16 protein-coding genes and 4 tRNA genes are annotated in these 19,981 nt (G+C 41.4%); 11 read left to right on the top strand and 9 right to left on the bottom strand.

Features of this window, described 5'->3' with window-relative positions:
- The first annotated feature begins 134 nt into the window (after positions 1-134).
- The 5 genes from nadA (at position 135) to KTI78_RS10220 (ending at position 1,741) form a co-directional block, all read left to right on the top strand.
- Positions 135-1,199, top strand: a complete 1,065-nt coding sequence (gene nadA, locus KTI78_RS10240; protein WP_002115913.1) for a quinolinate synthase NadA — start codon at positions 135-137, stop codon at positions 1,197-1,199.
- A gap of 142 nt (positions 1,200-1,341) precedes the next feature.
- Positions 1,342-1,418: transfer RNA gene (locus KTI78_RS10235), tRNA-Pro, on the top strand.
- Positions 1,419-1,474: 56 nt separating this feature from the next.
- Positions 1,475-1,551 (top strand) — tRNA-Arg (locus tag KTI78_RS10230).
- Between the two features lie 33 nt (positions 1,552-1,584).
- A tRNA-His gene (locus KTI78_RS10225) sits at positions 1,585-1,660 on the top strand.
- Positions 1,661-1,664: 4 nt separating this feature from the next.
- Positions 1,665-1,741: transfer RNA gene (locus KTI78_RS10220), tRNA-Pro, on the top strand.
- 218 nt (positions 1,742-1,959) lie between these two features.
- Here the strand turns inward: KTI78_RS10220 and add are convergent.
- The gene (add, locus tag KTI78_RS10215; RefSeq protein WP_239968772.1) at positions 1,960-2,955 is read right to left on the bottom strand and encodes an adenosine deaminase; all 996 of its coding nucleotides are present in this window, start codon (positions 2,953-2,955) and stop codon (positions 1,960-1,962) included.
- A 403-nt stretch (positions 2,956-3,358) separates the two neighbouring features.
- On the opposite strand from add, the gene KTI78_RS10210 reads away from it, so the two are divergent.
- Positions 3,359-4,534: a zinc-binding dehydrogenase gene (locus KTI78_RS10210; RefSeq protein WP_239968774.1), complete on the top strand. Its 1,176-nt coding sequence runs from the start codon at positions 3,359-3,361 to the stop codon at positions 4,532-4,534.
- A gap of 89 nt (positions 4,535-4,623) precedes the next feature.
- On the opposite strand, the gene KTI78_RS10205 is transcribed toward KTI78_RS10210, so the two are convergent.
- Positions 4,624-5,571: a LysR substrate-binding domain-containing protein gene (locus KTI78_RS10205; protein ID WP_239968776.1), complete on the bottom strand. Its 948-nt coding sequence runs from the start codon at positions 5,569-5,571 to the stop codon at positions 4,624-4,626.
- A 246-nt stretch (positions 5,572-5,817) separates the two neighbouring features.
- Between KTI78_RS10205 and KTI78_RS10200 the strand changes: the two genes are divergently transcribed.
- From KTI78_RS10200 to KTI78_RS10190, 3 genes are all read left to right on the top strand, one after another.
- Complete coding sequence (locus KTI78_RS10200) at positions 5,818-7,038, top strand: acyl-CoA dehydrogenase (protein WP_262446026.1); 1,221 nt, start codon at positions 5,818-5,820, stop codon at positions 7,036-7,038.
- Positions 7,039-7,264: 226 nt separating this feature from the next.
- A complete protein-coding gene (locus tag KTI78_RS10195; RefSeq protein WP_262446025.1) occupies positions 7,265-8,587 on the top strand; it encodes an MFS transporter in 1,323 nt (440 codons plus the stop codon).
- A 52-nt stretch (positions 8,588-8,639) separates the two neighbouring features.
- Positions 8,640-9,869: a CaiB/BaiF CoA transferase family protein gene (locus KTI78_RS10190; RefSeq protein WP_262446024.1), complete on the top strand. Its 1,230-nt coding sequence runs from the start codon at positions 8,640-8,642 to the stop codon at positions 9,867-9,869.
- A gap of 40 nt (positions 9,870-9,909) precedes the next feature.
- Here KTI78_RS10190 and KTI78_RS10185 read toward each other — a convergent pair whose 3' ends face one another.
- Positions 9,910-10,461, bottom strand: coding sequence for a TetR/AcrR family transcriptional regulator (locus KTI78_RS10185; RefSeq protein WP_262446023.1), 552 nt, complete (start codon positions 10,459-10,461; stop codon positions 9,910-9,912).
- Between the two features lie 97 nt (positions 10,462-10,558).
- Between KTI78_RS10185 and KTI78_RS10180 the strand changes: the two genes are divergently transcribed.
- Positions 10,559-11,092: an HPP family protein gene (locus KTI78_RS10180; RefSeq protein ID WP_262446022.1), complete on the top strand. Its 534-nt coding sequence runs from the start codon at positions 10,559-10,561 to the stop codon at positions 11,090-11,092.
- A gap of 78 nt (positions 11,093-11,170) precedes the next feature.
- Here KTI78_RS10180 and tcuB read toward each other — a convergent pair whose 3' ends face one another.
- The 6 genes from tcuB to KTI78_RS10150 form a co-directional block, all read right to left on the bottom strand.
- Positions 11,171-12,304 carry a tricarballylate utilization 4Fe-4S protein TcuB gene (gene tcuB / locus KTI78_RS10175; RefSeq protein ID WP_262446021.1) on the bottom strand — a complete coding sequence of 378 codons (1,134 nt, stop codon included), beginning with the start codon at positions 12,302-12,304 and terminating at the stop codon, positions 11,171-11,173.
- Complete coding sequence (tcuA, locus tag KTI78_RS10170; protein WP_262446020.1) at positions 12,294-13,700, bottom strand: FAD-dependent tricarballylate dehydrogenase TcuA; 1,407 nt, start codon at positions 13,698-13,700, stop codon at positions 12,294-12,296. The genes tcuB and tcuA overlap by 11 nt, the downstream gene beginning before the upstream one ends.
- Positions 13,701-13,803: 103 nt before the next feature.
- A complete protein-coding gene (locus KTI78_RS10165) occupies positions 13,804-14,733 on the bottom strand; it encodes a LysR family transcriptional regulator (protein ID WP_032007286.1) in 930 nt (309 codons plus the stop codon).
- A 132-nt stretch (positions 14,734-14,865) separates the two neighbouring features.
- Positions 14,866-15,660 (bottom strand): substrate-binding domain-containing protein, encoded by a 795-nt coding sequence (locus KTI78_RS10160; RefSeq protein ID WP_262446019.1) that lies wholly within the window; start codon positions 15,658-15,660, stop codon positions 14,866-14,868.
- A gap of 90 nt (positions 15,661-15,750) precedes the next feature.
- Positions 15,751-17,061 carry an MFS transporter gene (locus KTI78_RS10155; protein WP_262446018.1) on the bottom strand — a complete coding sequence of 437 codons (1,311 nt, stop codon included), beginning with the start codon at positions 17,059-17,061 and terminating at the stop codon, positions 15,751-15,753.
- 277 nt (positions 17,062-17,338) lie between these two features.
- Entirely contained in the window at positions 17,339-18,268 is a 930-nt protein-coding gene (locus KTI78_RS10150; RefSeq protein ID WP_239976179.1) for a LysR family transcriptional regulator, read from the bottom strand.
- A 299-nt stretch (positions 18,269-18,567) separates the two neighbouring features.
- On the opposite strand from KTI78_RS10150, the gene KTI78_RS10145 reads away from it, so the two are divergent.
- Complete coding sequence (locus KTI78_RS10145) at positions 18,568-19,953, top strand: outer membrane protein transport protein (RefSeq protein WP_262446017.1); 1,386 nt, start codon at positions 18,568-18,570, stop codon at positions 19,951-19,953.
- Positions 19,954-19,981 lie beyond the last annotated feature (28 nt).

Here is a 19,981-nt window from a genome sequence, read left to right as displayed (position 1 = left end):
TAATCAAGCCTCGACAAAGAGGCTTTTTTATTAGCCCCATCTTTTGATATTAAATGATTCAATCCATAAATCATTTAAGCAGTAACGTTATATGCGAGCAGGTATGCCAGCATGAAGGATAGAGAAGACGTTTTATGAGTGATGCGACTTTAATTGCCAACGATGCAAAAAACATTGTACAAGCGCATTTAGACCGTTTAGGTGAGCCAAAAGACAATCGCTTAAGTGAAGAAGCAAAACAACAAAAGTTTGCACAGATCGAAGCAGAGCTCAAAAAACGTGATGCTGTCCTTGTTGCTCATTACTATTGCGATCCCGAAGTACAAGAACTTGCCGAAAAAACAGGTGGATGCGTTTCTGACTCTTTAGAAATGGCCCGTTTTGGACGAGATCATGCTGCCTCAACACTCGTAGTTGCGGGTGTAAAATTTATGGGAGAAACAGCTAAAATTCTGTCTCCTGAAAAAACAATTTTAATGCCGACGCTTGAAGCAACCTGTTCACTTGACTTAGGTTGTCCAGTTGACGAGTTCACAGCATTTTGTGATCAGCACCCAGACCACACCGTAGTCGTGTATGCCAATACATCGGCTGCTGTGAAAGCACGGGCAGATTGGGTCGTGACTTCAAGCTGTGCTGTTGAAATTGTTGAGCATCTAGATAGCTTAGGTGAAAAAATTATTTGGGCACCAGATCAGCACTTAGGTCGCTATATTCAAAAGAAAACTGGTGCAGATATGTTGCTTTGGGATGGCGCATGTATTGTGCATGAAGAATTCCGTGCACGTGGCATTGCCAACATGAAAGCACTATACCCAGACGCTGCGGTATTGGTACATCCGGAGTCACCAGAGTCGGTTGTAGAAATTGCCGATGCGGTAGGTAGTACTTCTCAACTGATTAAAGCTGCGCAGACTTTGCCAAATGAAAGACTCATTGTGGCAACTGACCGTGGTATTTTCTACAAAATGCAGCAAGCAGTGCCTAATAAGATTTTAGTTGAGGCACCAACAGCGGGTGAGGGAGCAACTTGTCGTTCATGTGCTCACTGTCCGTGGATGGCAATGAATGAACTCGACGGAATTTTAGAAGTTTTACAAAAAGGTGATCAGGAAATACACGTTGATCCAGCGCTTGCTGAGCGTGCCAAAATGCCTTTAGATCGAATGTTAGCCTTTAGCGCATCGTTAAAACGTTAAAAAACCTCAAAATGCTTGTTAAATATACATTTGATAAGGATTTTTAACTTTTTTTGAGAATAGGTGTTGACGTCTGAGGGCGTCGCGCCTAGAATGCACACCGTACCGCACGATGTGCGATACAGCAAAAGCTGAGATAGATCGGAGCATAGCACAGCCTGGTAGTGCACCTGGTTTGGGACCAGGGGGTCGTAGGTTCGAATCCTACTGCTCCGACCACTTAAAATAATATTTTAAGATCGGCGAAGTATCGCATGATAAGCATCATCGGTTAAGCGCCTGTAGCTCAGTTGGATAGAGCATCCGCCTTCTAAGCGGATGGTCACAGGTTCGAATCCTGTCAGGCGCGCCATTCGGTAGCTTGGTACATAGAACTTATTTGATGGTGGATGTAGCTCAGTTGGTAGAGCCCTGGATTGTGATTCCAGTTGTCGCGGGTTCGAATCCCGTCATTCACCCCAATTTCGGAGCATAGCACAGCCTGGTAGTGCACCTGGTTTGGGACCAGGGGGTCGTAGGTTCGAATCCTACTGCTCCGACCATATTTAAAAGCGTTCAAGCTTTCTAAAATATCCCAAATATTAAAATCATTTCTTCTAGTCTTACAGATAGAAGGGATTTTTTTGTTTTCTAGTTCGAAATTTTAATTCATACATACTCCAATCTTTGAATTTCTTTATATAAGCTCTGTTCTCTGTTCTCTGTTCTCTGTTCTCTGTTCTCTGTTCTCTGTTCTCTGTTCTCTGTTCTCTGTTCTCTGTTATTGATATTTTTGCCTTAACTCATCTTTTTCTTGTTCTGATAAGAATGCGATCTTTAGTCCATTTTCTTGAGCTGTATAAATTTGCTCAGGACTTAAACCAGCTAAAGGGGCAGCAGTTAAATACTCATGTTGTATCTCAATGCCTTCTACCGCAGGGTCATCTGTATTAATAGTGGCAAGTACACCATGTTCTAAAAAAGTCTTTAATGGGTGCTCTGCTAAAGAAGGCACTGTGTTAGTTTGAATGTTTGAAGTGAGACAAGACTCAATACCAATCTGGTGTTTAGCTAAATAATCTAAAAGTTTTAAATCCTGAACTGCTTTAACACCATGTCCAATTCGTTCAGCACCTAATTCTTCAATGGCTTGCCAAATACTTTCAGGACCAGCAGCTTCGCCTGCATGTACTGTAATATGCCAACCTGCATCACGTGCTCTTTTAAAGTGATCAATAAATAAATTGCCCGGAAAACCAAGCTCATCTCCAGCGAGATCCAACGCTTTAATATCATTTTTATGGGCGAGTAGAGCATTTAACTCTTTTTCGCAGGCTTCTTGACCAAAAGTACGGCTCATAATGCCAATTAAATTCGCTTTTACCCCGTAAGCTTGACTGCCTTCTTTCACACCAGCAATAACTGCTTCGACAACACCTTCAAGGGGGAGTTGATGTGTCATTCCCATATAACCCGGTGAAAAACGCAGCTCTACATAATCTAGCCCTTGTTGTGCTGCATCTTGCATGTTTTCAAAAGCAATACGTTTGCAGGCATCTAGGCTCGCTAATACCTTTACGCCCCAATCGAGCTTTGATAAGAAACTTAATAAGTCAGGTTGGTTATCCATCACTTGTACATGCGGGCGTAAAGATTCAATGTCGTAGGCAGGTAAATCTAAATTGTATTGTTGCCCCAAGTCTAAAATGGTTTGAATGCGGATGTTGCCATCAAGATGACGGTGTATATCTGTAAGCGGGAGCGTTTTTGTAATCATAAATCTCTTCTTATCTGTTTGTATTAATTCATCATGCCTGTTTAAGACTGCTGATAAAAGTTTGGTTTTGCTATGTTTTTGTGAAAAGCGTTGAGTTGAGTTTTTTGAACTTACTATATTTGTATAAGTTTTAATTTTGATGAAATTGTTCTGGCCTAAGAAGATAACGCAGTCTGTGTAAGATACAAGCACCAAGATTTTTACTGTTTTTAACTTCGCTGAGCCTATTTTTTGTTGACTCTTCAAGAGTGGAATGGCTGAAGAATGGTCATTGGTATTTTGCCTTTTAGTTGTAAAGATGAATAAAGGCTTGCTAAAGACCAAACTGATAAAGCGATTAATTTATCTGTAGAAATCTATTTCTGGCAAGTAAATGGAAAAAGAAGAAATAGGAAGCACTCAAATGAAGTCGGTACTTTGTCATCAAGCAAAATTACAAGTGGTGGACCAACCGAACTTAACGCCTGCAAAAGGGCAGGTGTTATTGGAAGTGGTGCGATGTGGAATTTGTGGCTCTGATTTACATATGCAGCATCACTGCGACCACATGCATGATCTGGCGGCACGTGTCGGGTTTCATGGTTTAGCCAAGTCTACAGATCCGTTTGTACTAGGACATGAGTTCTGTGGCAAGGTTTTAGATTATGGTCCAAAAACACGCCACAAACTTAAAGCCGATACACTTGTTTGTGCAATGCCACTTTTAAATGTAGATCAACATGGTTATTTGTCTACGGGACTTTCTCCAAATGCTTCCGGCGGTTATGCCGAGCAAGTATTGGCTCAATCAAGCTTGATGTTTGAAGTGCCCAATGGTCTAGATGCAGATAGTGCCGCCATGACTGAACCTATGGCGGTTGCATTGCATGCTGTTCGCCGTAGCCGTGTGAAAACCAGTGAGCCTGCTATTGTGATTGGCTGTGGTCCTGTCGGGTTAGGTGTCATATTAATGCTTAAAGCAGCTGGGGTAAAAACCGTAGTTGCCAGCGACTTTTCACCTAACCGCCGTAAGCTTGCTGAGCAATGCGGTGCCGATATTGTGGTAGACCCTAAAGAGACATCACCATTTGCTAACTGGAAAGAATTTGGTTTGCTTGGCAATGTTTCTGATGCCATTAACATGGGCATGGGGCTGTTTGATAAGTTACAAGCGACTCGCTTACCGTGGTGGCATGGGTGGCGCATGATTGATAAGTTAGGCGCTCTGCCAAAACGTCCAGTTATTTTTGAATGTGTAGGCGTACCGGGTGTTTTGCAGCAAATTATTGAAGGTGCACCTTTGTTTTCCCGAATTGTTGGGGTGGGTGTGTGTATGCAAAGTGACAAAATCGAACCCGCACTTGCGATTAATAAAGAGTTAGAAATTCAGTTCGTATTGGGATATACACCGCTTGAGTTTAGAGATGCGCTGCATATGATTGCAGAAGGTAAAGTGAACTGCTCACCGCTCATTACCGGTGTTGTCGGCTTAGAGGGTGTTACGAGTGCATTTGAAGCATTACGTGACCCTGAACAACATGCCAAAATCTTGATTGACCCTAAACTTAGCGGTTCAGATATTCAATTGATGAGTCATTAATTCAAAGTCATTTATGCTTAACTAAAAAGATTGTGATCTCATCAATTACAATCTTTTTTTATGCGTATAGATCGCACAAAGTGACTCAGCTAATTTGAATTGCTCTTTAGTTGTTCTAACTCTTGGTAAATCCACTCAACAAATTTTTGAATAGTCGGTGAGATGTCTTGGCTTGAGTGAATGAGATAGTACTTTCGGCTGCCTTTTAGTTTTTTATTAGAAACAATCACCAGTTCTTTTTTTTGTAGTTCAGATTCAATCAACATTTGCGGAATTAAAGCCATTCCCATGTCATGACTGGCGGCAACGGCAAGCATTGAAAATAACTCATGGCGCTGTCCATCAAAAGGTTTAGGGTGCTGCATGTGATGAGTCAGAAACCATTCTTGCCAAATGCTAGGCCGAGTCGTTTGTTGTAGGAGAGGGATTTTTAATAAATCTTCTGGGCTTAAATCATAGGTATTTTCATTAATCATCACCACATCTGGAAAATACTTTTCGATGAGTCTTGGTGAGCACACAGGTACAATTTCTTCATCCATTAAATAATGTGCTTGTATGCCGGGCCAGTGGTCAATTTGCTGCTGTGTACCCGCAAAAATAGCGGCATCAAAAATATTGTCATTAAATAAAAATGGCTTGGTACTCGTTTCTAAATGAACGGTAATTTCAGGATACTTTTGATTTAAAAGATGAAGTTTAGGTAACAGCCAGCGCGTTGCAAAGGTAGGAACGACGCCTAATTTTAGAGTTCCGCCTAAACCTTTGTGAGAAATCACATCGGCCGTACATTTCTCTAACCCCAATAAATAGGGCTTAATACTTTTGAAATATTGTTGTCCTGCAATGGTCAGCTCAACACCATGTCGAGTACGAATAAATAATTCAACTCCTAAGAAGTCTTCTAACTGCTGAATTTGACGAGAAACTGCACTTTGCGTAATACATAACTCTTGCGCAGCATAGGTATAACTTAGATGTTTTGCTGCACTTTCAAAGCAAATCAGACCCTGAATGGATGGGATACTTCTTCGCATACATAAAATCCTTTTATTTGTCGTCATATTTCAAAACGACATATGACCTAAATGCAGATATTAGAGTTTAGTATAAAAATAAGCCATTTTTAATGAAATACAACGAATTAAATATCTAAATTGAAAATGACTTATTTAAAATATGCTTAAGTCGCATATCTGCATGAACATTTATCGTTTGATTACTGCATTTTTCACGCATAACATCGAGTTAAATAAAGAAGATTAAATCAAGCAGAGGATGCGATGAATCACATGGTGACAACAAAAAAAGCAAAAGTTCAATTTAACTGGCAAGACCCATTTTTAATTGAGCAGCAGCTTACCGAAGATGAGCGCATGATTCGTGATGCGGCTCATGCCTATTGCCAAGAACGACTGCAACCCCGTGTACTTGAACAATTCCGTCATGAAAAAACAGATCCGTCTATTTTTCGTGAAATGGGAGAGCTTGGTTTACTTGGTCCAACCATTCCTGAGCAATATGGCGGCGCGGGTTTAAACTATGTGAGTTATGGTTTGGTTGCGCGTGAAATTGAATATGTCGATTCGGGCTACCGCTCTATGGCGAGCGTGCAAAGCTCATTGGTGATGGTCCCAATTAATGAATTTGGTACCGAAGAACAAAAGCAAAAGTACTTACCTAAACTGGCCACTGGTGAATATATTGGTTGTTTTGGTTTGACCGAACCTGATCATGGCTCAGACCCGGGCAGTATGATTACCCGTGCTAAAAAAGTTGACGGTGGTTACCGTTTAAGTGGCGCAAAAATGTGGATTACCAACAGTCCGATTGCCGATGTATTTGTCGTCTGGGCAAAAGAAGTTTCTGCTGAAGGTAACGTTGGTGATATTCGAGGCTTCATTTTAGAAAAGGGCTGGGAAGGTTTATCTGCGCCAGCAATCCATGGCAAGGTCGGTTTACGTGCATCGATTACGGGTGAAATTGTAATGGATAACGTATTTATACCTGAAGAGAACGCATTCCCTGAAATTCGAGGTTTAAAAGGCCCATTTACCTGTCTAAATAGCGCCCGTTATGGTATTGCATGGGGCGCAATGGGAGCTGCCGAGTTCTGCTGGTATACTGCCCATCAATACACCATGGACCGCAAACAATTTGGCCGTCCGTTGGCTGCAAATCAGTTGATTCAAAAGAAACTGGCAGATATGCAAACTGAAATTGCGTTGGGTCTGCAAGTGGCGTTACGTTTCGGTCGTATGAAAGATGAAGGCATTGCTTCAGTTGAAGGTACGTCTTTAATTAAGCGCAATAACTGTGGGAAAGCGCTTGATATTGCTCGCATGGCACGTGACATGATGGGTGGAAATGGCATTAGTGACGAATTCGGCGTAGCACGCCATTTGGTTAACCTTGAAGTCGTAAATACCTATGAAGGTACACATGATGTTCATGCTTTAATTTTAGGCCGCGCACAAACAGGCATTGCCGCATTTAGTAACTAACTCATTCATTTTTAAAAGATCGAGGTGTTCTTTCGAGAGCACCTTTAGGGATTTTTACGCAAAAATTTATGGAAAATGACAAGATTCATCGTAAGGATACTCATGTAAAGATGCGCCTCTGTGTACTTAAAACCAAATGTAAAATGATGAAAATATAAAAGATTAAGTCATACAGAAAACATAAGTAGGCTACCGATGACTCATTTGGGAAAATGAGGAACTAAAGATGAACAATGACGTTCAAGTAATATCGAAAGAGTTAAGAACTACATTTCCAAGTAACCTTGGAACATATGAAAAGATTGGACCAAATACATGGAAATGGGCGTTGTTATTTGCCTATTTTGCAATGGTGGTCGATGGCATTGATATTATGCTGCTGTCTTATAGCTTGACCAGTTTAAAGGCAGAGTTTGGTTTAAGTACCTTTCAAGCAGGTGCTTTAGGCAGTGCTTCTTTGGCTGGGATGGGTATTGGCGGTATTTTGGGTGGTTGGGCATGTGATAAGTTTGGTCGTGTACGAACGATTGCTAACTCGGTAACCTTCTTTTCGGTAGCGACCTGTTTATTGGGTTTTACGCAAAGCTTCGAGCAATTTATGGCTTTACGTTTTATTGGTGCTTTAGGAATTGGAGCACTCTATATGGCATGTAATACCTTAATGGCTGAATATGTGCCAACCACTTACCGTACAACGGTCTTGGGTACGCTACAGACGGGTCAGACCGTAGGTTATATTGCGGCAACATTATTAGCAGGGGCGATTATTCCAGATCATGGCTGGCGCGTTTTATTCTTCCTGACTGTAGTACCTGCTTTCGTCAATATTTTCCTACAACGATTTGTGCCGGAGCCAAAATCTTGGCAGCTCACCAAAATTGAAAGCTTGCAAGGCAACAAACAGCCTAAAGAAATAGCTGTAGCTGAAAAGCCCAAGAGTGGCAGTATCTACAAACAAATTTTTAATAACTTTAAGCACCGTAAAATGTTTTTGTTGTGGATGACCACAGCATTCTTCTTGCAGTTCGGTTATTACGGCATTAACAACTGGATGCCAAGTTATTTAGAAACAGAAGTGCATATGAACTTTAAAAACTTAACCAGTTATATGGTGGGTTCATATACCGCAATGATTTTAGGCAAAATTTTAGCAGGGTATCTTGCTGACAAATTTAATCGCCGTGCTGTTTTTGTGTTTGGCACAATTGCCAGTGCTGTGTTTTTGCCAATCATTATTTTCTTCAATACCCCGGACAATATTTTGTATTTATTAATCACTTTTGGCTTCTTATATGGCATTCCATACGGTGTGAATGCGACTTATATGGCTGAAAGTTTTTCAACTGATGTGCGCGGAACAGCCATTGGCGGTGCTTATAACATTGGTCGTGTCGGGGCAGCGATTGCACCAGCTACCATTGGTTTCTTGGCATCGGGCGGTACGTTTACCATGGCCTTTATTGTGATGGGCGCTGCGTATTTTGTTGCAGGTGTATTGCCGGGCTTATTTATTAAAGATCGTCAGTACGATCCGCAAAAACAATCATAAACAATGACAAGAAGGTGTGTTGAGTACCTTCTAAAAAGATAAGGGTATCGTTATGGGTGCATTACAAGGAATTCGGGTTTTAGATTTAAGTCGTGTGCTTGCAGGGCCTTGGTGCGGACAGATCTTGGCAGACCTTGGCGCGGAAGTCATTAAAATTGAACGTCCTCGAGTCGGTGATGACACCCGTATGTGGGGGCCACCATGGATGCCCGATCAAGATGGAAACATGACTCGTGAATCTGGTTATTTTCAGTGTACTAACCGCAATAAATATTCGGTTGCAGTGGACATTACCACACCTGAAGGTCAGGCTTTAATTTATGAAATTGCTAAAACTGCCGATGTCGTTATTGAAAATTACAAAACAGGGTCTTTGGCTAAATATGGCTTGGACTATGCGTCATTAAGCGAGCTCAACCCAAATATTGTTTATTGCTCGATTACCGGTTTTGGACAGGACGGACCTCGTGCAGAAGAACCTGGCTATGATTTCATTATTCAAGGGATGTCCGGCTTAATGAGCATTACCGGTGAACCTGATGATGTGGCAGGCGGTGGTGCACAAAAAGTTGGCGTGGCTGTTGTAGATATTCAAACGGGGTTGTATTCCACCATTGCGATTCAAGCTGCCTTGATTGCACGCTCGCACACGGGGCGCGGCCAATATATTGATATGTCACTCCTTGATGTGCAGGTCGCGGCACTGGCAAATCAGGGAATGAACTATTTAGCTTCAGGTAAAGCCCCGCAGCGCATGGGTAATCAACATCCGAGTATTGTGCCGTATCAAACTTTTAAGGCTAAAGATAAAGAATTTATTATTGCGTGTGGTAACGACAAACAGTTTAAAGATTTGTGCATTGCGATTGATTATCCAGAACTGCTCGAAAATGAAAAGTTTGTGCGCAACCAAGACCGCGTCAAGTATCGAAATGAATTGATTCCTTTATTGTCGGAGCACTTTCTGCAGAAAACTGCCAAAGAATGGGTCGACATGATTCATGCCTTAAAAGTACCTGTAGGTGTTATCAACTCTATTGAGGACGCTTTGGCTGAACCACAAATCGTACATCGCAATTTGGTAGTGAATATTCCTCATCGTTTAAATGAAAACTTCCAAACCATTGGCTCACCCATCAAGCTATCTGATACTCCCGTTGAATATCATCATGCACCGCCAGAGCTGGGTGAACATACTGCTCAAATCTTATCGAGATTTAAAACAGCAGAAGAACTGGCCGCGTTAAAGGAAAACGGCATTATTGATGGAAAAATTGCTTAATCAAAATCTCATCTATTCAATTGCAGCTCTAGGGCTGCAATTATAAATTTTGATTGATATTACATAATTGATTAATCGAATTTTTCATGTTTATCGCAAGTGTTTCATCGAAACCATCGACTAAAAAGCGGCTAATTAAGCCTTCAATCACCGTATAGATCAGCTCAGATAAAGCTTCACCATTTGGCATATTACAGTTTGCGACGATGAGTTCTTTAATCCATTGTTTATGGGCTTTTGAAATCGAAATGATGTCTTGATCATCTTGGTTAGATTCTGCGACTGCTCTTACAAATAAACAGCCTTTAAAAAAATCTTGCCTAAACCAGTTGGTGTGCCAATCCAGAATCTTATTGATGGCTTCTAACCCAGTTGCATCTCCCACATAGCCCAAAAGGCTTTGCTTAAACCGTTCATCACGAGCAACGAGCACGGACTTAACCAGTTGATTTTTATTTTTATAGTAGGTGTACATCGTGGTTTTAGAGCAGCCGGATTCATCGCGAATCAGGTCGACGCCAACTCCGACAAAACTATTTTCATTAAATAACTTCTCGGCTGTATCTAATATTTTTAAGGCAGATTTAGACATAAAACTTTTCCAAAAAATAAAATAGTACAGATCTGTACTATTTGGAATTTTATCTATATGCTTTTTAAAAAGCAATGTCTGTTTAAGGAAAAAAACCATGTTCTCGATCTTTTATGGCAAAGAAAAACTGGCTTCATCGCCTACTAAAATTGATATTTTACGAAGTCTTATTGGGGGGACGGTCAGTATTTTTATACTTTTGTGGTTGAGCAAGCTCACACACAATATCTTTATCATGGCACCGTTTGGTGCGACCTGTGTATTGCTCTATACCGTGTCTCAGTCACCTTTGGCGCAGCCGAGAAATATTATATTTGGGCATCTTATTTCGGCTTTTGTAGGTTTGTTTTTTCTAAAATTTGTTGGTGTTTCCATTTTTACAATTGCTTTATCAGTGGGCTGTGCTATTGCACTCATGCAGATTTTTAAATGCGTTCATCCACCTGCTGGGGCCAATCCTTTAGTTATTTTGCTTACCGCAAACACCATATATTACGAGTGGAGTTTCTTAATTTTCCCTGTTTTGGTCGGTGCAGTGTCTTTAGTTTTGGTGGCGATGTTCATTAATAATATTAAAGCGAGTACCAAGTGGCCGATGTATGGCTTAGGAATTTTAAATAGTAAAAAGTAGGGAAGGTATGAAGTATTTTGAGCTTAAAAATAATAAAAGTATTCACTATGCCAAGATAGTGAATACTTTTGAATGAAATTATGACTTCTTGGAAATACGTTCTTCGATGGCAAATTTGAGTAAAGAGGCACTGCGGTAAAAACCATGTGCGAACTTTCCAAATGGTATGGTAATGAAGAATGTCATGACTGTAGCTAAATGGAAAATCAGTAAAAGTGCCATGTAAGGGGTATTGCGAAATGCCATGAGTGCTAGCCCTGAAGCACTAACGATAAGTAGAAGGAAAATAAAGCCTCGATCTACAGGTTTTTGCTCACGGTCACCATGCAACGGATGGCGTTTAAGATTTAAATAGAGTAAGCCAGATGGTCCGACAACTAAGCCGATTCCACCCAAAGTTCCTAAAATGACAGGCAAGCTTAGGTAAGGATAAGGTGCATGTAGGTCAAGAAAATAATGATATAAAGTCGCTACCCCTGTAGCTGCAAAGCAGAGCATAAAGCCATAAAAAGTCAGGTGATGGAACACACGGCGGATTTGTGTGTAACGGTCATCTTGTTCATTACAACCTTTGCCATGCCCACCATCTAAATATTTAAGTGTTAATACATTTTGGGTGGCTTGAACTAGGTCTGGTTTCTCAACTTTGCCGTGAATGACTTTAGAGGTTTGTCGCCAGAATTTGCTAATTCCAATGCCGAGCAGAACAATCGCAACTGTAAAGGTTGCTCCAAACAATAGGGCTAAAAAGTTATGCGGGAAAATCGCATAGAAATTACCTTGGTAGCCTGCAAACAGGTCGATGCCTTTGTACCACACCACAGCTAACATGCAAAAGAAGAAAATAAGTGTTAAAGCCGAGACAAAAGGAATACCTACAGACTTATAAAGTCGACCTAAAGGCTGAGGGGGCGCAAATTCTTGATAAGTTTCTAAACGTACTTGCGCCATCGCTTTTGGAATATTTACACCAAACTCATGTGGTGGGGCATATTGGCAAGCATGTAAACAAGCACCACAGTTATGGCATAAGTTTGCGAGGTAATGAATATCGGCTTGGTTAAACTCAAGGCGTTTGGTCATGGCCGCAAATACAGCACAAAAAGACTCACAGTAACGACAAGCATTACAAATTTGTAGTGCTCTTTGAACTTCTTGCTCATAGTCAGAGAGCTGAACAACTGGAATTAGGGCTTTGCTATTAGCATTCATGTTCAACTCCTTGTGAAAGTGCATAGTGGGCTGCATTTTTTCCGGCAATGCGTCCAAACGTCGTTCCGATCGACATACCAACGCCTGCGGTATAACCCTGACCAAGTACGTTACCTGCCATCATTTCACCTGCGACAAATAGGTTGCGGCTTGGCTTATTGTTAAAACGCACAGCAGCATCGTCTTCGACTTTTAAACCTAAATAGGTAAAGGTAATGCCGGGTTTAAGGGCATAGGCATAGAAAGGTGGTTGATCGAGAGGAACGGCCCAATGAGTTTTGTTGGGAACAATATTTTCGGTGGTGCAGTCATCTAAAACGGTATGGTTAAAGGCGCCTTGCACACAGGCTTGATTAAATTCTTCTACGGTATGGCATAAGGTTTTGACATCTAGCCCGATTTTTTCGGCTAACTCTTGAATGCTATTTGCTTTTACGCCAGCAAATACAGGTGGCATAAAACGACCAATGGCTTTTGAATCAATAATCGAATAAGCAATTTGCTGTGGCTGTTTGGCAACAAGACGGCCCCAAATCGCATAACGTTTTGGCCAGAAATCTTCGCCTTCATCATAAAAACGTTCGGCTTTGTTATTGACCACAATTCCCAAGGAAACGCAGTCAATACGAGTGCATATTCCGCCGTCATATAATGGTGCGCGTGCATCTACAGCGACACAGTGCGATTGCGATGGGTCACCAACAATATCGGCGCCTTGATCTATCATAAATTTAAGCAAGTTACCTTGATTAAAGCGAGTTCCACGAATAATGAAGTTATCGGCAGGCCATTCGCCGTTTTCATTTTGCCCCCATGCTTCTCTTAACCATTCCAGATTTGACTCAAAACCACCTGCGGCCAATACACAGCTTTTGGCTTTAAACACACGGCCATCTTCCGCAATTGCGGCTTCAAAGTGTCCTTGGTTTAACTTTAGATCTTTAATTTTTGTGTTGTATAAAATCTCAATACCAAGTTCTTGGGCACTACGGTAATACGCATTAATAAGAGCTTTACCGCCACCCATAAAAAAGGCATTGGTGCGTGCAACGTGCAAAGCACCCGATAGCGGTGGCTGAAAATTCACACCATGTTGACGCATCCAGTCGCGGCAGGTTGCCGTGCTACGAATGACCAGACGGGCTAAGTGCTCATTGGTTTTGCCCGCAGTCACTTTAAGTAGGTCCTGCCAATATTCTTCTTCGGGGTAGGCATCGACCAATACATCTTGAGGAGCATCATGCATGCAACGGAGGTTACGAGTGTGTTGTGAGTTACCACCACGCCATTCTTTAGGTGCTGCTTCTATGACAAGCACAGAAGCGCCACTTTCTTTTGCTGTGAGCGCGGCACACAGTGCGGCATTCCCACCACCAATTACAATCACATCATGCATGGATTTCTCCCTTTCTCAGCTAAGGCTAATGTAGCTTTAAAAGGGAAAGTGAAGTGAGAGGCTAGGCTTGAATGGGTGTTTAGTAAAAATAAACACTAATGGCTTAAGTGTTTATGAGTTTCGCACCGGGCCAGCGTTTTTCATTAATCAAATTAGTTACACAGGCACGAATTACTACTTTGGTGGCTAAAGTAGCAGGCGAGAGTTCTTCTTCAGAGAGACTAATTAAATAATTAATGCGTTCAATAGCAGGTTCTACAATGCGCAGTAAACATAGGTCTTGCCTTGAGTTTAATGATGCACCCGCAGGTTGAATCGTTGCCATTTCGAGTTGGCTAATACTTTCCATTAATAAGTGCAGCCCATCAATTTCATAGGCCACTTTAAGCTGATGAATTTTCTGTTCGAGCAACAAACGCAGTCCATGTCGTTGACTCGGTAAAATTAGCGGAAGTTCTTTAAGCTGTGAATGGTTAATGGTTTGAGTGTCTATACAGCTTTCAAGATGGTACTGACTCAGCACTTCTTTCGGTGAGATTAAAAACATCTGTTCTTTGACTAAAGGCTGTATGGCCCACTGTGGATCGACATCGTCACTAAAGATAATGGCAACATCGAGCTGTCTTGCATTAACCAAAGCTTTGAGGTCACCCGATAAGCCTTCGATTAAACGGACTTTAATGTCGGGGTAACGGTTTCTCATGAGTTTTAAAAAGTGTGTGCCAATAACAGCCGCAACACTTGGTGAAAAACCGACGGTGACGTGACCACTTAAACGTGAAGAATGCGCAGAGTCTACGGCATGGTCTAAGTGCCTAAGCGCCAGTTGCACTTGTTGAAAAAAAGCTAAGCCCGCAGGGGTAGGAACTGTACCCAAAGCAGTACGTTGTAAAAGGCGAATAGAAAGCTCGCTTTCTAATTTTGAGATTTGCTGGCTTAATGCAGAAGTTCCAATATCGAGATTTTTTGCAGCTTTACCCAAGCTTCCTGACTCGATCACTGCAATAAAATACTTTAATTGTTTGAGTTCCACGGCAAATACTACATTAACCTTTATGGATTAATTCTACACTGGTTTGTCGCTATAGTTTTTACTCTATTGCTTTGAGTAAACTGGCAATAGAGTAAAGGCAACATCACCTCAAGACGCTGCCTTTTAGAGCTTTTATTCTTTAACCTGCTCAAGACCCTGTTCTTCAATAATTTGTGTTGCTTGTGGTGACTTCACAAATTTGATGAGTTCTTTTGCAACTTTTGCATGTTCCGAGTTTTTACCAATGCCCGCTGCAAATACAGTGACTTTTTGGTAAGGCGCAGGAATTGGACCGACTAAATCAACTTGACCATATTGGCCGGTAAAAGGTTTGATTTCACTAATTTGTTGGAACCCAATATCAAACTGACCTTCAGCAATACGTTTTGCAACGCGGTCACCAACCACTTTTTCTGCTTTACCAGCAATCACTTTGTATTCGACAGGTGGGAAGCTTGGGAAAACATCTTTTTCAAGATGCGTACCGCTGGCACTTGCTGAATAGCCGATGTGCTTGGCATTTAATAAAACCTTTTCGAATTTTGCCGCAGAGCTAATATCCGGTTTTTGCGCACCTTTAGGCACAGCCATGCCAATGCTTGAATTCACTAAAGCGCTTTGTGAATTTGGGTCTACATAACCTTTTTCTGCAAGCTTGTTCAGTTCAGGAGCTGCCAGTACCACCATGTCAAAACGTTCACCGCGGTCGAGTCGATTTGGAATTGCAGTTGGCGACGCGCCCATGGATGAACCAGACGAAAGATGAACCGTGTGACCAGTTTGCTTTTCAAATATTGGAATGAGTTTTTCCATAGATGAATAGAAACCGCCTGAGCTAATCACTTCGAGCGTATCTGCGTTAGCAAAAGTTGAGCTTAAGCCTGCACCAGCTAAGCAAATGGTCAGGAAGATAGGGGACTTTTTCATAATGCCTCACTTTAGTTGCGAGAGAGCACAGTACGGAGACTGAAAATCTGCCGTACTGTTCATTAAAATTTCAGATTAAAGTGTGAGTTTTTAAGCGCTGACTTTTGCAGGTTCAGTAATTGCGTCAGGTTTGTTCTGTTTAGAACCGCGACATAGATATAAACTTGAGATGAGGCTACATACCGCAGCAAGCATTAACCAGAAAGCGGGTGTACTTGGGTTGCCTGTGTTTTCCACAAGGTAAGTACACGCCATTGGGGTCATACCACCAAAAATAGCGGCTGCCAGACTGAACGCTAAAGAGAAGCCGACGGTACGCACACGTTTTGGCATTACTTCGGCAAGTGTTGCGACCATGGTGCCGTTGTACATACCAAAGAAGAATGAGAAGTAAGCAAGCGTAATTAGAAGATTTGTAAAACTGATATCGCTGACTAACCAGCTTAAAACTGGATAACTTGTAAAGAGAGCAAGTGTGGTAATACCGACTAAAACAGGGCGACGACCAATTTTGTCTGAAAGTAAGCCCCCCATTGGTAACCAGAAGAAATTAGACAAGCCAACAAACACAGTTGCTAAAAGGCTATCTGTTACTGACATTTCTAAAGTACGTTTTGCATACACTGTGGTGTAAACCGTAATGAAATAGAACGTGGTTGTGGTCATGGCACTCATCATCATGCCCGCAAGTACGATGCGCCAGTTACTCACTAGTGTGCTGAAAATTTCTTTTGAAGATGGATGAGTCTTTTGTGCCTTAAAGTCTTCAGTTTCTTCTAAAGTACGGCGGAACAAGAAGATTAAAGGAATAATCAAACAACCAATTAAGAACGGAATACGCCAGCCCCATTCACCTACTTGAGCATGAGTTAAAATGGTGTTGAGCCAGTAGCCAAGCAATGCTGCAAATACAACAGCAATTTGTTGGCTGCCAGACTGCCAGCTGGTAATAAATCCACGGTTTTTATCTGTTGCAATTTCAGCGAGATAAATCGATACACCGCCAGATTCAACACCGGCCGAGAAGCCTTGTAGTAGACGTCCAATCACCACCAAAATTGGTGCGATAATACCAATGGTTTCGTAACCCGGCACAAAGGTAATAAAGATGGTTCCGATTGCCATAAGGCTTAAAGTTACAATAAGGCCTTTACGTCGACCCACTCGATCTACATAAGCACCTAAAAAAATAGCGCCAAGAGGACGCATAAGAAAGCCCGCAGCAAATACGGTAAATGTCATCATTAACGAAACATATTCATTTTCAGAGTGAAAAAATTTTGCTGCAATATAAGTGGCATAGAAACCAAAAAGAAAAAAATCGTACTGTTCTAAAAAGTTGCCACTCGTTACATTTAATATTTTTTTAAAAGTAGCCCTACGGTTATTCACGACATCCATTGGAGACCTCCTTGGCCTGACAAAATGGAAACATTCACGATTTTCAATGTTTGGACTTAAATCCGCTCATTCAATAAACCTACCTATAAGTGGGCTAGAGAAGAGAATTAGTAAGGTCCTTTACAGAAAATGTGATGCCTTGTTTCCAGTTCAAACTACACATCTATAATTCGATAAACAGAAATCCACTTATCATTCGAAAGAAAATGTAATCTCAAACAGAAGGAGGGAGTGAGAGGGCAAAATTAATTAGGTCTTTAATAAAATTAATGACCCTTTATAGAATAATTTCAGAACACGGCCAAATTTGGTTTTGAATTAGTTCTTTTACACAGGCTTTAATTGCCGACTTTGCAGCGAGTGCAGCAGGTGATAATTCTTCTTCGGCAAGGCTGACTAAATAATTAATACGCTCAACCTCAGGATCAATTAACTTCAATAATTGCAGCTTGTGTTTGTATTCTTGCAAGCAAGCACTTCCGGGCCGAACACTGGCAAGGTCAAGGTGAATCAAGCTGTCCATAAGTAAGTGTAAGCCATCAATTTCATAGACGACATTAAGCTGTCCAATCTTGTGTTCAAGCAACTTTCTTAAGCTATGGCGCTGACGTGGCAACACTAAAGGAATATCACCAATTTGCTGTGACTGAATAACTCCACTTTTGATGCACTCGGCAAGACCGTATTTCTCAAGCACTTCTTTTCGTGCCATTAAGTACATTTGCTCGCGTACCAAGGGTTGTATTGACCACTGCTTATCAATTTCATTAGTAAAAATAATGGCAATATCAAGCTGACGCGAGTTAATCGACTGAATCAGATTGCCCGAAAGTGTTTCCACAATCTCTAGGCGAATGTCTGGATAGCGTTCAGACATTAGTTTCATTAAAGGGATGCCAATTAAAGCGGTAATGGTTGGTGGAAAGCCAAGGCTGACATGGCCTGACAGCCGTGCTGAATGCGCAGCATCTATGGCAAAGTTCACTTGACGCAAAATAAGTTGAGAGTGTTTTAAAAAGGCCAAACCCGCGGGTGTTGGGGTCACACCAAAAGCATTACGCTGCAACAAGCGAATACTTAACTCTTGTTCGAGTTTACTAATCTGCTGACTAATGGCCGAAGCACCCACATCGAGTTTTTGAGCAGCTTTACCAATACTGCCTGATTCAACGACCGTCAAAAAATACTTTATTTGCTTGATTTCCATAATAAATGTATTCGCTCATCATCCTTGATTTGTAGAGGTATGAAGGATTGGGAAATCTATCATGCACTTTAATATTAACAGCAATAAACACAAATGTTTCTTAAAAAAATTGCTCCGCATATTAAAAACTTGAGTACTTTTTATTGTGATTAAAAAGATAATACTCGGGTTGCAGCTACACAAACCCTAATTTTTCAATATGGCATCCATAGTCAAAGATTTGGCGTTTGGAGCTAAGCAGAACTTTAAAAATCTACCTAAAGTGAGGAATCAAAATAAGAAATATCCAGGATGGATTTATGAATTTTGTTGTGAATAAAAAAATATTTATCTTAGGAATAACTTCAATTTGCACAAGCACCTTAAATGCCGCCGCTTTTGATAAAACAGGACAATCCATATCGGCTTTTTTACAACCGGGCAATTATTTTGAAGCAAATTTAGGAATTACAGATACCGATTTAAGTGGTGTAGAGTCGGGCACTAACCCTTCACATCATTCCATTTCAGATATCGCCAACACAGATTATCGACCTACAGCGGCCTTAAAACTTCAGTTGGCGCCGCAGTATTCATTTGGTCTACTTTACGATCAGCCTTTTGGTGCCGACACAGAATATTCTGGTCTGAATGGTTTTGTCGCAACGTCAAAAGACACGGTGATGCTACCCGGCATTACCACCGCAGGGCTTGCCAATGCTACTTCTGGTCAAGTGCCTACAGGAAATGCAAAATCAGAATTTGATATACAGAATTTAAGCTTTATCTTGGGATATCAACCCACAAAAAACTGGAATCTTTATGCGGGGCCAGTCTATCAGACCTTTAAAAGTCAGGTTGAATTAAGAGGCAATGTATTTAGTCTTTACAACGGTTATGACTTTCATACCAAAACTGTAGGTGACTTGGGGTGGCTAGCAGGGCTTGCCTATCAGATTCCTGAAAAAGCTGTGAAAGTGTCATTAACTTACCGCTCAGCCATTACTCACAAAGTAAACGCGACTGAAAATGCTCCACTCATTGAGATGCTAAGCACGCAGCAAGGTCGTGATTTAGTAAATCAGCACCTAGATTATATGATTTCTATTGGACAAATGACCGAGCAGAAAAAAGCTTATTTAAATCGTATTCTTGCCGAGTTACCAAATGTAGAAGAGTCAGGCACAACCAAGTTTAAATCTCCAGATTCAGTCAATTTAGAGTTTCAAACAGGCCTTCGTCAGGGGACTTTATTGTTCGGGAGTGTACGCTGGGTAAATTGGAGTGATCTTGCTCTACAGCCTTACCGCTTTGGTGAAATCTCAAAAGTTGTTGGTGGACTATCTACTCCAAGCCGCCCAGAAGGTTTCAACTTGGTTCGTTACTACGATGACCAATGGTCTCTTAATTTAGGCTTAGGGCAACGCTTTTCACCTAAATGGTTAGGCTCGGTGTCAGTTGGTTGGGACTCGGGAGCAGGTGATAAGGTCTCGACGGGTGGGCCAAGCAAAGGGTATTACAACTTAGGCGTGGGTGCTCAATATAGCCCGACATCGCAATATTTTATTTCAGGTGGTGTGAAGTATTACTGGTTAGGCGATGCAAAAGCTCAGCTTGGCGCACAGGCGGGTAGTGACTATTATGTAGGTGAGTTTAAGGATAATCACTCAGTCAGCTATGGCTTAAAAATTGGATATAAATTTTAAAATTAAATCATACATTTATAAGGTTTTT

Source organism: Acinetobacter sp. WU_MDCI_Abxe161 (assembly GCF_025514355.1).
Taxonomy (GTDB): Bacteria; Pseudomonadota; Gammaproteobacteria; order Pseudomonadales; family Moraxellaceae; genus Acinetobacter; species Acinetobacter pittii_E.
The sequence above is the reverse complement of the archived record's forward strand: the minus strand, read 5'-3'. Positions and strand labels throughout refer to the sequence as shown.